Source organism: Variovorax sp. PBL-H6 (genome assembly GCF_901827155.1).
Classification (GTDB): Bacteria; Pseudomonadota; Gammaproteobacteria; order Burkholderiales; family Burkholderiaceae_C; genus Variovorax.
The window spans coordinates 5,672,511-5,685,153 of sequence record NZ_LR594659.1; the positions used below are offsets into that span (position 1 = coordinate 5,672,511).

Consider the following 12,643-nt stretch of genomic DNA (forward strand, 5'->3'; position numbering starts at 1 on the left):
AGTGCTCCCTTACTTGGCCGCTGCGGCGGCGTTGTCGGCGCCTGGCTTCCAGACCGTGCCGATGGACAGGCTCTTGAGCTTCTTCTTGCGGCCGTACCAGAGATTCACGAGGCCGCGCGAGAAGAACACGGCCGAGAACATCGAGGTGACGATGCCGATGCAATGCACGACCGCGAAGCCGCGCACCGGCCCCGAGCCGAAGGCCAGCAGGGCAACGCCGGCGATCAGCGTGGTGACATTGGAGTCGAGGATGGTGCCCCAGGCGCGCTCGTAGCCCGCGTGGATGGCGGCTTGCGGCGAGGCGCCATTGCGCAATTCCTCGCGAACGCGCTCGTTGATCAGCACGTTGGAGTCGATGGCCACGCCGATCGCCAGCGCCATGGCGGCGATGCCAGGCAGTGTGAGCGTGGCCTGCAGCATGGAAAGGATGGCCACCAGCAGCAGCAGGTTGACCGCCAGCGCGACCGACGAGAACAGGCCGAACAGCATGTAGTAGACGCACATGAACACCATGATCGCGGCGAAGCCGTACATCACGCTGTCGAAACCCTTCTGGATGTTGTCGGCGCCCAGGCTCGGGCCGATGGTGCGCTCCTGGATGATCTCCATCGGCGCAGCAAGCGAGCCGGCGCGCAGCAGCAGTGCCAGGTCGTTGGCTTCCACTACGTTCATCGAACCCGAGATCTGGAAGCGGTTGCCCAGCTCGCCATTGATCGAAGGCGCCGTGAGCACCTCGCCCTTGCCCTTCTCGAAGATCAGCATGGCCATGCGCTTGCGGTAGTTCTCCCGGCTGACGTCGCGCATGATGCGGCCGCCCTTGGCGTCCATGGTCAGGTCGACCTTGGGCTGCTGGGTCTGGGAGTCGAAGCCGGGCTGGGCGTCGGTGAGGTTCTCGCCGGTCACCAGGACCTGCTTCTTGACGATCACCGTGCGGCCCTCGCGGTCGAGGAATTTCTCGGAGCCGAAGGGCACCGGGCCGCTGCCGGTCTCGGCTGCGCGACCCTCGGCGGACTCATCCACCAGGCGCATCTCGAGGGTGGCGGTGCGCCCCAGGATGTCCTTGGCCTTGGCCGTGTCCTGCACGCCCGGCAGCTGCACCACGATGCGGTCCAGCCCTTGCTGCTGGATCACCGGCTCGGCCACGCCCAGCTCGTTGATCCGGTTGTGCAGCGTCGTGATGTTCTGCTTGAGCGCCGCGTCCTGCAGCCGGCGCGCCGCCTCGGGCTTGATCGTGGCCGTGAGCCGCCACTCGCTGCCATCCTGGCTGTCGGTGGTGGCGAGGTCGGGGAACTGGTCCTGGATCAGCGCCTTGGTTGCCGCCAGCGCCGCGGCGTCGCGGAAACGCACCTCGATGGCCTGGCCGTTGCGTGTGACCGCGGCGCCGCGGATGTTCTTGTCGCGCAGCCCCGAGCGCAGGTCATTGGAGAAGGATTCCGCCTTCTTGTCGATGGCGCCCTTCATGTCGACCTGCAGCAGGAAGTCGACGCCGCCGCGCAGATCCAGGCCCAGGTACATGGGATAGGCATGCAGGGCGGTCAGCCAGGCGGGCGAACGCGACACCAGGTTGAGGGCCACGACGTAGGGCGGATCGCTCGGGTCCGGCACCAGCGTGCGCTGCAGCACGTCGCGGGCCTTCAGCTGGTCGTCCGTGGTGGCAAAGCGCGCCCGCACCGAGTTGGCGTCGAGCGTCAGCAGGTCCGGCGTGAGGCCGGCCGCCTTCAATGCCTCGGCCACGCGAGCCTGAGTCCCGGCGTCGATCTTGACGATCGACTTGCCCGAGGACACCTGCACCGCAGGCGCCTCGCCGAAGAAATTGGGAAGGGCATAGATCAGCCCCACGAGCAGCACGACGACGATGATCGCGTACTTCCAGACCGGGTAACGGTTCATCTAGTCAACCTCGAAGGACGCGGCGCGAAGCACCCACGTTTTCTCCTTACTTAATTGCACCTTTGGGCAGGACCTGGACCACCGCGCTGCGCTGCAGCTGCACCTCGACGCCCTTGGCGATCTCCACCGTCAGGTACTGCTCGCCGATCTGCGTGATCTTGCCGAGCAGGCCCCCGGCGGTAGCGACCTCGTCGCCCTTGGCCAAGGCATCGATCATGGCGCGCGATTCCTTCTGGCGCTTCATCTGCGGGCGGATCATCACGAAATACAGCACCACGAACATCAGCACCAGCGGCAGCATGCTGCCGAGGGAGGACATCATGTCGCTGCCACCGGCAGCAGCAGGCGCGGTCTGGGCGAAAGCGGAGGAAATGAACAAGGGAAGTCTCCAGCAGAGAGGAAGGTATGAGTGCGGCCCCCTGGGGGCTCGCGATTCTGCGCAGTGCATGGCATGGGCCATGGAACAGACGCGCTGAGGCGGGGCTGGGCCCCGCAGAACATCGCGCATTGTATTCGGCGGCGCTCACCCCGCCGGAGCTAAGCCGGCAGGGTGAACAGGGCTTTGAGTGCCGCCTCGCCGGTCGCCCTCCTGCAAGCCTCAGGCGGCGACGAGGGCAGCTTGCGGGTTGCGCCACTTGGCCATCAACTCGGCCCAGCGGATGCGCGCCGCCTTCAAATTGCGCTCCTTCACATGGCCGTAGCCGCGGATCTGCTCGGGCAGGCTTGCAATCTCGAGGGCCAGCGCATGATTGCTGGCGTCGAGGCCGGACAGCAGCTCCTCGATGCTCGCGCGGTACTCGCCGACCAGCGCGCGCTCGGTCCTGCGTTCGTCCGTGCGGCCGAAGGGATCGAGAGCCGTGCCGCGCAGGCCCTTGAGCTTCGCGAGCAGGCGGAAGCCGGTCAACATCGCCGGACCGAACTTCTGCTTCTGCAACTCGCCCTTGGCGTTGCGCTGGGCAATCATCGGCGGGGCGAGGTGGTAGTTGAGCTTGTAGTCGCCCTCGAACATGCCCTCGACCCGTTCCAGGAAGCCGCGGTCGCTGTGCAGGCGCGCGACCTCGTACTCGTCCTTGTAGGCCATCAGCTTGAACAGGTAGCGCGCCACGGTTTCGGCGAGGCTGGACTTGCCCAGCGACGCCTCGGCCTGCTGCACCTTGGCCACGAAGGCCTTGTACTGCCCGGCATAGGCCGTGTTCTGGTAAGCCGTGAGGAACTCGACGCGGCGAGCCACCAGGTTCTCGACCGTTTCACGCTTCTTGAACTCGACCACCTGGCCGGGAGCGACGCGCTTGCGCAATTCCTCGGGGCGCTGCGCCGCCTGGCGGCCCCATTCGAAGGCGGCCTTGTTGTTCTCGATCGCTACCGCGTTCAGTTCGATCGCGCGCATCAGCGATGCGTGCTCGAGCGGAATCCAGCCCTTCTGCCAGGCATAGCCCAGGAGCATCGGGTTGACGTAGATGGTGTCGCCCATCAGCGAAGTCGCGGCGGCGTCGGCATCGAAGGCACCGAGGCCCTCGGCGCCCACCGAGCGCGCGATCTCGGCGGCGCAGGCGTCCTGCGGGTTCTGCCAGTTGGCGTTGCGCACGAAGGCCGCAGTGGGAGTGCTGTGGCTGTTGAGCGCCACGTGAGTGCGGCCCTCGCGCATGCGCGCCAGGGTCTCGGCGTTGACGCTGACCAGCGGATCGCAGGCCAGCACCAGGTCGGCGGCGGCAGTGCCGACGCGGGTGGTGCGGATGTCGTCCTGCGTGTCGCCGATCAGCACATGGCTCCAGGTGGCGCCGCCCTTCTGCGCGAGGCCTGCGGCGTCCTGCGTGACGATGCCCTTGCCTTCGATGTGGGCCGCCATGCCCAGCAGCTGGCCGATGGTGATCACGCCGGTGCCACCGACGCCGGCGACCACGATGCCCCAGACCTTGCTGCCCGCGAGCGAAGGCAGCGCTGGCTCGACCAGTGCGCCCAGCTCGACCGGCATGGACGCCTTGTTCTTCGCCTTCTTCTTGAGCTGCCCCCCCTCGACAGTCACGAAGCTCGGGCAGAAGCCCTTGAGGCAGCTCATGTCCTTGTTGCAGGTGCTCTGGTTGATGGTGCGCTTGCGGCCGAACTCGGTCTCCAGCGGCTCCACCGACAGGCAATTGCTCTTCACGCTGCAGTCGCCGCAGCCTTCGCACACCAGCTCGTTGATCACAACCCGCTTCGCCGGATCGACCGCCGTGCCGCGCTTGCGGCGGCGGCGCTTCTCGGTCGCGCAGGTCTGGTCGTAGATGATGGCGGTGGTGCCCTTGATCTCCCGGAACTCGCGCTGGAGCTCGTCCAGCTCATCGCGGTGGCGCACCTTCACGTCCTGTCCGGGGATGTTGACACCTTCATACTTCTCGGGCTCGTCGGTCACCACCACCACCTTGGCCGCCCCCTCGGCATGGAGGCTCTCCGCGATCTGCAGCACCGAATGGCCCTCGGGGCGCTCGCCAATCTGTTGTCCGCCGGTCATGGCGACCGCGTCGTTGTAGAGGATCTTGTAGGTGATGTTGACGCCGGCTGCGATGCTCTGTCGGATCGCCAGCAGGCCGCTGTGGAAATAGGTGCCGTCGCCGAGGTTGGCGAAGATGTGCGGCTCGGTGGTGAAGGGCTGCTGGCCTACCCATGGCACGCCCTCGCCACCCATCTGCGTGAAGCCGAGCGTCGAACGGTCCATCCAGGTCGCCATGAAGTGGCAGCCGATGCCAGCCATGGCGCGCGAGCCCTCGGGCACCACGGTGCTGGTGTTGTGCGGGCAGCCCGAGCAGAACCACGGTTGGCGCGCAGCGTCGGCCACGCCCACGGTCTGCGGTGCAGCCATCGCGCGCTCCTTGGCCTCGAGGATGGCGAGCTGCGCGTCGATGCGCGCCGCCATGTCCGCTCCGGCGGCCGCGAGGATGCCGGTCTTCTTCAGGCGCGTGGCGATGGCCTTGGCGATCAGTGCGGGGTTCAGGTCGGCATTGGCACGCAGAAGCGTGTGGGCCGTCGGATTGGGCATCGACCATTCGCCCCCTGAGTAGCCTTCGACCTCGTGCACCTCGCCCTCGTCGAACTTGCCGACCACGTTGGGCCGCACGTCGGCCCGCCAGTTGTAGAGCTCTTCCTTGAGCTGGTACTCGATGACCTGGCGCTTTTCCTCCACCACCAGGATCTCCTGCAGCCCGGTGGCAAAGTCGCGCGTGAGCTGGGCTTCGAGCGGCCACACCACGGCCACCTTGTGCAGCCGGATGCCCAACTGGCGGCAGGCCGCGTCGTCCAGTCCGAGGTCGATCAGGGCCTGGCGCGTATCGTTGTAGGCCTTGCCGCTGGCCATGATGCCGAAGCGGTCATGCGGCCCCTCGATCACGTTGTGGTTGAGCCGGTTTGCACGTATGTACGCCAGCGCGGCATACCACTTGTAGTGCATCAGCCGTGCTTCCTGCTCCAGCGCATGGTCCGGCCATCGGATGTGCAGGCCGCCGGGGGGCATCTGGAAGTCGGTGGGCACCACGATCTCGACGCGCTCGGGGTCGATCATCGCGGTCGCGCTGGATTCGACGATCTCCTGGATCGTCTTCATGCCCGACCAGATGCCGGCAAAGCGGCTCATGGCGAACGCGTGAATGCCGAGGTCGAGGATCTCCTGCACATTGGCAGGGAAGAAGACCGGCGTGCCGCAGGCCTTGAAGATGTGATCGCTCTGGTGCGCCGCGGTGGAGCTCTTGGAGATGTGATCGTCGCCGGCGACTGCGATGACGCCGCCCCAAGGCGTGGTGCCTGCCATATTGGCGTGCTTGAAGACGTCGGAACAGCGGTCCACGCCCGGGCCCTTGCCATACCAGATGCCGAACACGCCGTCGTACTTGTTGGTGCCCGGCGGCGCGAAGCCCAGCTGCTGTGTGCCCCAGAGCGCCGTGGCTGCGAGCTCTTCGTTCACGCCCGGCTGGAACACGATGTGCCGTTCCTTGAGGTACTTGCTCGCCTTCCAAAGCGCCTGGTCGTAGCCGCCGAGCGGCGAACCACGGTACCCGCTGATGAAGCCCGCCGTGTTCTTGCCGGCCTGCTGGTCGCGCAGGCGCTGAAGCATGGGCAGCTTGACCAAAGCTTGCACGCCGCTCATGAAGGCGCGGCCATAGTCCAAGCTGTATTTGTCGTCGAGCGTGACCGTTTCGAGAGCCTCGCGAATGTGCTGGGGCAGCGGTGCGTTCATCGTCGTTGTCTCCGTGGCTGTGCCTTGTGGGCGTGGCGGTTTGGGTAGAGGCGAAGCGTTCGGGTAGGAACACTCCCGAGCCATCATGCTCGCAAAGTGTATGCCTGGCGTCTTGATAGGTGTTTGCGTTTTTTGCCCGTTCAACACCCCTGTTTGAAAGGATCTTGCTTAAGATACCGTCGGATGGAAAGCATCGACAAGTTTGACCTCGCTATCCTGCAAGAACTGCAGGCGGATGCCCGGCTCACCAACGCCGAACTGGCTCAGCGGGTGGGGCTGTCGGCCGCGCCGTGCTGGCGCCGGGTGCGCGCGCTGGAAGCGGCCGGCTACATCCGCGGCTATCACGCCGAGATCGACCGTCACAAGATCGGCCTGGGCGTGCTGGCCTTCGTGCGCCTGGACACCGACCGCGCCACCGGCGAAGTCACGCGCAAGATCGAGGAGGCGATCCGCAAGCTGCCCGAGGTGGTGGCCTGCCACTACATCAGCGGCACCGGCATGTTCGAGCTGCAGGTGGTGGCCGAGGACCTGGATGGCTTCTCCCGCTTCGCACTCAACAGCCTCATGCACCTGCCCAACGTGAAGGATCTGCACACCAGCTTCTCGCTCGGCGAGGTCAAGGCCAGCCGTGCGCTGCCGCTGGGACATCTCGCGCGCAAGACTGGCAAGCCCGGCAGGCCAGGGACCGGACAATAACGGCACATGCCACCCATCTCGACCGAGGAAACCCCCGTCGCCCCGAAGCGCGTGCAGCTGCCGCGCGTCGGCCCCTTCGAGCCGCTCAAGCTGCCGGTGTTCCGCATGCTGTGGAGCACCTGGCTGGTGGCCAACATCTGCATGTGGATGAACGACGTGGCGGCGGCCTGGATGATGACCTCGCTGACCACCTCGCCGATGTGGGTCGCGCTGGTCCAGTCGGCTTCCACCCTCCCGGTATTCCTGCTCGGGTTGCCCAGCGGCGCGCTGGCAGACATCCTGGACCGGCGGCGCTGGCTCGTCGCCACCCAGTTCTGGCTCGCCGGCGCTGCCATCGTTCTTTGCGGTGCGGTGGTGATGGACCTCATGAATGCGCCGCTGCTGCTGGCCCTGACCTTTGCCAATGGCATTGGGCTGGCGCTGCGCTGGCCGGTGTTCTCGGCCATCGTGCCCGAGCTGGTGCCGCGTACCCAACTGCCGGCCGCGCTCGGTCTCAACGGCGTCGCCATGAACGCCTCGCGCATCGTCGGCCCGCTGTTGGCCGGCACGCTGATTGCGAGCGCGGGCACGGTGTGGGTGTTCGGGCTCAACGCGGCGCTGTGCCTGATTTCCGGCTTCATCGTGCTGCGCTGGCGGCGCGAGCACAAGCCGAACCCGCTGGGCCGCGAGAAGCTGATCAGCGCCATGCGCGTGGGCGTGCAGTTCGTTCGACAGTCGCAGCGGATGCGTGCAGTGCTCACGCGCATCTCGATCTTCTTCCTGCATTCCACCGCGCTGCTGGCGCTGCTGCCGCTGCTCGCGCGCAACCTGCGCGGCGGCGGCGCCGGCACCTTCACGCTGCTGCTCGCCGCGATGGGCTCGGGCGCGATCCTCGCGGTGATGTTCCTTCCGCGGCTGCGCCAGGCGCTCACGCGCGACCAGCTGGTGATCCGAGGCACGATGCTGCAGTCCGCCGCCACCGCAGTGATGGCGGTGGCGCCCACCGCCTGGGTCGCGGTTCCGGCGATGTTCCTTGGCGGCATGGCCTGGATCACGGTCGCCAATTCGCTCTCGGTATCCGCCCAATTGGCGCTGCCGGACTGGGTGCGCGCGCGTGGCATGGCCACCTACCAGATGGCCATCATGGGGGCCAGCGCCTTCGGCGCGGCACTCTGGGGCCAGGTGGCGGAGCTTTCCTCGCTCTACGTCAGCCTTGGCATTGCAGCGGCGAGCGGCACCGTCGCCATGCTGCTGGCCATCCGCCACGTGACCGACGGCGTCGGCGAGGAGGACGACACCACGCCCGCCCACAAGGGCTGGACCAAGGGCCCGCCAAGCGAGGCGCCGGGGGAGGAAGGCCGCGTGGTGGTCACCATCGAATACATGATCGATCCGGCGCGCGCCGCCGCCTTCCACGTGGTGATGCATCAGACCCGCCGCGCTCGCCTGAGCCAGGGTGCGATCGGCTGGGAGCTGCTGCACGACATCGCCGAGCCCGGGCGCTATGTCGAGGAGATCGTCGACGAGTCGTGGACCGAGCACCTGCGTCGATTCCACCGCGCCACCGCTGCCGACATGGCACTGCGCGAGCGGCGCCTGGCATTCCACCAGGGCGAGACGCTACCGGTGGTGACGCGCTACGTTGTGCGGCGCTAAGCTGCTGCCGGCGAGCAGAGGCGCTGGAAGAGGGTGATCGCCCGCACCAACATCAAAGCCCGGTCGAGCACCAGGAGCGCATGGCGGAAAAGTTGGGGCTGCGGCGCCGGGCGCGGTAGCATCAGGTGCCTGCCCGGGCTGGGAACCTAATCCGTGACTCAGACTCCCAAGGCATGATCGGCTGCATACAAGGACCCCGCGTCCACCACGACAACAGCAGCCCGGACCCGCACAACAAACAGGAAGCCCTTCCATGCGACTGACCACCAAAGGCCGTTTCGCAGTCACAGCCATGATCGACCTGGCGCTGCGTGAGCGCACGGGACCGGTGACGCTGGCGGCCATCAGCCAGCGGCAGCGCATCTCGCTGTCGTACCTGGAACAGCTGTTCGGCAAGCTGCGCCGCCACAAGCTGGTCGAATCCACCCGAGGCCCAGGCGGCGGCTATTCGCTGGGCCGCAAGGCATCCGACATCACGGTAGCCGACATCATCTTCTCGATCGAGGAGGAGCCCTCCGAGAAAGCCCGGCCCGACGCGGACGCCGACGGGCGCTGCAGCACCGAGGAACTCTGGGCCTCGCTGAATCGCCGCACGGTGGAATTCCTCGACTCCGTCACGCTGCAGAGCCTGGTCATGGAACAGCTGGCCAAGGGCGTGAAGGTCGAAGACGGCTCTGCCGTCAAGCGCGTACCTGCCGCCGCGCCGGCCACGAAGCGACCGCGGGTGAACGCGCCCAACTCGGTGTTCGCGCTGGGCCGCGCGCTCGCGACGAAGCGTTGAGCCCCTTGCGCGTTCAGCTCACGGGCAGGAGCAGGCGCAGCAGCCCGCGGGCCGTCACCAGTTGGCGAGGGTTGTAGCTCTCGTCGAGCACCCCGCTGAGCCTGCGGACGATCCCCGGACTGCGCTGGGCGCGCCAGATCACGAAGTCGGCAATCAAGGGATGGTTGTTGACGCGATTGGCATGCTCGTAGGCGGCGAAGCGCGGCTTGAGTGCCTTCAGAGCCGTCTCGTATCGTTCGCCGACTGCGGCATCGGCCGCAAAGCCGGGCCCCGCGATCGCCTCGGCCGCCAGCATGCCGGTCTCCAGTGCCTTCCCGATGCCTTCACCGGTGAACGAATAGGTGCTGCCCGCCGCCTCGCCCGCCACCAGCAGGCCGGGCCGCGACCAGCGCGCGCCTTCCAGCGAGCAGCGCAAGGGTGCGCCCTTCAGCTCGCCGTTCAGGCAGCCGCCCTGCATCAGGTCGCGCGCGGGCGCGTGCTCGCGCGTGAAGGTGGCGAACAGCTCGCGCAGGTTGAGGTCCGGCTCGATGCCTTTGTGGCCGTCCAGCAAGCCCACGCCGACGTTGAACCCGCCTGCGCCGCACGGAAAGATCCAGCCATACCCGCCCCGCAGCGCGCGATGCCAGACCACTTCGAGCTGGCGGATGCGGCCGGTGGCGGCTTCGTTCCTCACGTAGCCCCGCAGGGCGATGCCGCTGGGCGCGCGCCGGCTGCACATCCCCGCCGCGAGCAGCGGCGGCGCTGCCGCCCCGGTGGCCAGGACGGTCCAACGCGCGCGCAGCGCACGCACGGTGCCGTCACGCAGCCGTAGGCGCGCACCCGCCACGCGCCCGGCCGCATCGGGCAGCGGCGCCTCGAAGCGCGCCGGCGCGAACCAGCGCGCTCCCGCCTCCAAGGCAGCACGGCGCACGATCTCGTCGAGCTCGCGGCGCCGCAGCACTGCCAGGCTCGCCGGCACTTCCACCCGCAAGCCACTTGGCGCGACACAGGCCACGTGGCCGGCCACGGTGGCGCGCGCCAGCACGGCATCCAACACACCCAGGCGGGCCAGCGCGCACTGGGCATCGGGAATCAACCCGTCGCCGCAGACCTTCTCGCGCGGGAACTCCTGCCGATCGACCAACAGCACATCCAGCCCCGCGCGCGCCAGCATCTGGGCGCAAGCGCTGCCGGCCGGGCCAGCGCCGACGACCAACACCTCGCAATCCGCCGGCTCAGGTATCACTGCCCGGCCCGGTGATGATCTCGAGCCGATGGCCTGTCACGTGGTTTCGACTGGATGCACATGGTGTTCCTCCTCGAACAGGGAAGGCGCGAACTGTGCAGATCGTAGGCCCACGGCGCCAACGGTGCAGTTGCGCAGACCCCACGCGTTCTACCCCGTTTTACTTCGACGCATTAGGATCGACCCCAGCCAGGAGGGGCGAACATGCACAACAAGAGCGAGGACATTGGCGGCTTCGGCAGCAGCCCATCGGATGGCGGCGAGCCGGTCTTCGACGCGCTGGACTGTGACGGCCCGCTCGTGGTCCAGGCCCTGTCCTCGATGCTGGAGCTCATTCGCGAACAGCTCGGCATGGACGTGTTCTTCATCTCCGAGTTCGTCCAGGGTCGGCGCGTGTTCCGGCACGTCGCCACCGCCCCGGCGAGGGGCATCATCCACGTGGGCGGCTCCCATGCCATGGAAGACAGCATCTGCCAACAGGTACTCGACGGCCGCGTGCCCCGTCTTGCGCACGATCTGCGCGTGCTGCGCACTCGTCAACTCCTCCCGGAGGTAACCAAGCCGATCGGCACCCACATCAGCGTGCCGGTGGTGATGCCGGACGGCAGCATCTATGGGACGCTGTGCGGCTTCGCGGTCGAACGCACCGTCGACCTGTCCGAACGCGACGTGCGGCGCCTCGAGGTGGCAGCCCAGGCAACGGCGCGGGTGCTGGCGCAGGCGGCAGGGCACGCGGCGGTAGGCTGACCCGTCATCCGCCCGAACCAACGGCATCAGCCCATCAAGGTCGGGTTCCGCCGCGCTTCGTCCAGCCTTTGCTGCCGCACCGTCTCGACACACGAGGCGCTGCGACGCATCTCGGGGCGAGCGCACTGGTTGTTCATGCAGACCGCACGGGCGATGAAGTTCAGGCCTCCGCAGCGGGCAAGAGGACTCTCGACGCCAGCGTTTCGCACCGGGCGCGGCTTCGCGGGCACGGGGGACGACGTCCGCCCCATCCGAGGGGCAACGAGTGACTCAGGTAACAGGTCTGGGGCGGCGGCCTCGAGTGTCGGCAACAGCGGCATCGCATCGGTCGGGGTTGCCGACACCGGCACGAGCCTCTGCGCCAGCCGCGCAGTCTCGGCTGCGGCCGGCGGATCGACAAACGCCACCGCGCGTTCGATGGGTGCCGGCAGCGCCGCGTGCTCCAGGGGCCGCGATGGCACACCCGCATCGCGCGGGCCGTGGGCGAGGAGCAACGCAACCGCGGTCACGGTGCCCCACAGCCCGACCAGCGCCAGGATGCCGTAGCGGGAGCTGCGGGACTGGGCATCGTTCCCCGCGATCAGTGGCGAGGGATGGGCCTCGCCTTCGACCATCGCGAAATAGGCCGGCAGCTTGCCGTCACAGCCTTTGCAGAAGCGCGCGTGGCGCGCATTGATGGTCTGGCAGGCGTCGCAGACTTCGGCTTGCGCGGGTGCGCTGCGCAAGCGCACCAAGTCCAGCAGGCTGCCGAAGACAATGGCGGGCATCGGCCTCTGCCGATCGGGGAACACGAGGGCGACGGCGCTCATTTCAGCGCTCCAAGCCAACGGCGGCCAGGGCCGTTGTGCTCCGACGAGATGATGGCGGCACACGAGGCGGTCGCCTGCGCGGGCGTCGGAATGTTCATGTCGGACTCCTTGCGTCAGCAAGGCCCAGGGGCGTCTGTTCGGTCGAACCATGCAGCCCGCGAGCCTTCGGAAGCGGAAGGTCTGTTGTTGCCGGAGGGCCTCCTTTCCCTTGTCGGACAACACCTGATGCGCCCGTCGTCATCAGCAGCTGGCCGGCTGCGACGAAACGGACCGTCAAATCGCGTCAGCGATCTGACGGTTTGGTCATTTGCGGCTCAGTGAGGCTCGCGAGGCTGGATGAAGGGCGTCGCGTACTCGCGCCCGATCATCCCGCGAGCGAAGAGATAGTTGTTGCGCGCCCTCTCGCTCATTGCGTCGAGGTTGACCACGCCCGTGCTGTCGCAGGGAAAGGCCAGCGCGCGGCCGTGGTTGAACAGCGACTGAAACCGGATCTCGAACGCGGCTGCAGTCTGCATCGAAGAAGAACTGTGCGACATGATCGTCTCCTGCGGGCGGCAAAGCTTGGTGCCCTGAATCGATAAAGGTGGCGCGGAACCCCGCTCGCCGATGCAATGCATCAATCGTGCCGGGCTCATCCGGATAACGATTCGCAGCGC

The 12,643-nt window shown here is 67.4% G+C and carries 10 protein-coding genes; 4 read left to right on the forward strand and 6 right to left on the reverse strand.

Annotated features, from left to right (window positions below; translation table 11 throughout):
* Positions 1-9 precede the first annotated feature (9 nt).
* The 3 genes from secD to G3W89_RS26750 all read right to left on the reverse strand — a co-directional run bounded on the left by secD (position 10) and on the right by G3W89_RS26750 (position 6,094).
* Complete coding sequence (gene secD, locus G3W89_RS26740; RefSeq protein ID WP_162576984.1) at positions 10-1,890, reverse strand: protein translocase subunit SecD; 1,881 nt, start codon at positions 1,888-1,890, stop codon at positions 10-12.
* A gap of 46 nt (positions 1,891-1,936) precedes the next feature.
* Positions 1,937-2,269: a preprotein translocase subunit YajC gene (yajC, locus tag G3W89_RS26745; RefSeq protein WP_162576985.1), complete on the reverse strand. Its 333-nt coding sequence runs from the start codon at positions 2,267-2,269 to the stop codon at positions 1,937-1,939.
* 219 nt (positions 2,270-2,488) lie between these two features.
* Positions 2,489-6,094: an indolepyruvate ferredoxin oxidoreductase family protein gene (locus G3W89_RS26750; RefSeq protein ID WP_162576986.1), complete on the reverse strand. Its 3,606-nt coding sequence runs from the start codon at positions 6,092-6,094 to the stop codon at positions 2,489-2,491.
* Positions 6,095-6,277: 183 nt separating this feature from the next.
* Here G3W89_RS26750 and G3W89_RS26755 point away from each other — a divergent pair, with 183 nt between their 5' ends.
* The 3 genes from G3W89_RS26755 to G3W89_RS26765 all read left to right on the forward strand — a co-directional run bounded on the left by G3W89_RS26755 (position 6,278) and on the right by G3W89_RS26765 (position 9,206).
* Entirely contained in the window at positions 6,278-6,790 is a 513-nt protein-coding gene (locus G3W89_RS26755; protein WP_068679263.1) for an Lrp/AsnC family transcriptional regulator, read from the forward strand.
* Between the two features lie 6 nt (positions 6,791-6,796).
* Positions 6,797-8,425 carry an MFS transporter gene (locus tag G3W89_RS26760; RefSeq protein WP_162576987.1) on the forward strand — a complete coding sequence of 543 codons (1,629 nt, stop codon included), beginning with the start codon at positions 6,797-6,799 and terminating at the stop codon, positions 8,423-8,425.
* A 253-nt stretch (positions 8,426-8,678) separates the two neighbouring features.
* Positions 8,679-9,206, forward strand: a complete 528-nt coding sequence (locus G3W89_RS26765; protein WP_162576988.1) for an Rrf2 family transcriptional regulator — start codon at positions 8,679-8,681, stop codon at positions 9,204-9,206.
* Positions 9,207-9,219: 13 nt separating this feature from the next.
* On the opposite strand, the gene G3W89_RS26770 is transcribed toward G3W89_RS26765, so the two are convergent.
* A complete protein-coding gene (locus G3W89_RS26770; protein WP_269474990.1) occupies positions 9,220-10,404 on the reverse strand; it encodes an NAD(P)/FAD-dependent oxidoreductase in 1,185 nt (394 codons plus the stop codon).
* 231 nt (positions 10,405-10,635) lie between these two features.
* Between G3W89_RS26770 and G3W89_RS26775 the strand changes: the two genes are divergently transcribed.
* Positions 10,636-11,178 carry a GAF domain-containing protein gene (locus tag G3W89_RS26775; protein ID WP_162576989.1) on the forward strand — a complete coding sequence of 181 codons (543 nt, stop codon included), beginning with the start codon at positions 10,636-10,638 and terminating at the stop codon, positions 11,176-11,178.
* A 26-nt stretch (positions 11,179-11,204) separates the two neighbouring features.
* Here G3W89_RS26775 and G3W89_RS26780 read toward each other — a convergent pair whose 3' ends face one another.
* Together G3W89_RS26780 and G3W89_RS26785 are read right to left on the reverse strand one after the other, a co-directional pair.
* A complete protein-coding gene (locus tag G3W89_RS26780) occupies positions 11,205-11,987 on the reverse strand; it encodes a hypothetical protein (protein ID WP_162576990.1) in 783 nt (260 codons plus the stop codon).
* A gap of 314 nt (positions 11,988-12,301) precedes the next feature.
* The gene (locus G3W89_RS26785) at positions 12,302-12,523 is read right to left on the reverse strand and encodes a hypothetical protein (RefSeq protein WP_162576991.1); all 222 of its coding nucleotides are present in this window, start codon (positions 12,521-12,523) and stop codon (positions 12,302-12,304) included.
* Positions 12,524-12,643: the final 120 nt, after the last annotated feature.

What these genes read in the sequence shown, in the direction of transcription:
- secD (WP_162576984.1), bottom strand. Translation starts at nt 1,890, where the DNA reads ATGAACCGTTACCCGGTCTGGAAGTACGCGATCATCGTCGTCGTGCTG.
- G3W89_RS26750 (WP_162576986.1), bottom strand. Translation starts at nt 6,094, where the DNA reads ATGAACGCACCGCTGCCCCAGCACATTCGCGAGGCTCTCGAAACGGTC.
- G3W89_RS26755 (WP_068679263.1), top strand. Translation starts at nt 6,278, where the DNA reads ATGGAAAGCATCGACAAGTTTGACCTCGCTATCCTGCAAGAACTGCAG.
- G3W89_RS26760 (WP_162576987.1), top strand. Translation starts at nt 6,797, where the DNA reads ATGCCACCCATCTCGACCGAGGAAACCCCCGTCGCCCCGAAGCGCGTG.
- G3W89_RS26765 (WP_162576988.1), top strand. Translation starts at nt 8,679, where the DNA reads ATGCGACTGACCACCAAAGGCCGTTTCGCAGTCACAGCCATGATCGAC.
- G3W89_RS26775 (WP_162576989.1), top strand. Translation starts at nt 10,636, where the DNA reads ATGCACAACAAGAGCGAGGACATTGGCGGCTTCGGCAGCAGCCCATCG.
- G3W89_RS26780 (WP_162576990.1), bottom strand. Translation starts at nt 11,987, where the DNA reads ATGAGCGCCGTCGCCCTCGTGTTCCCCGATCGGCAGAGGCCGATGCCC.
- G3W89_RS26785 (WP_162576991.1), bottom strand. Translation starts at nt 12,523, where the DNA reads ATGTCGCACAGTTCTTCTTCGATGCAGACTGCAGCCGCGTTCGAGATC.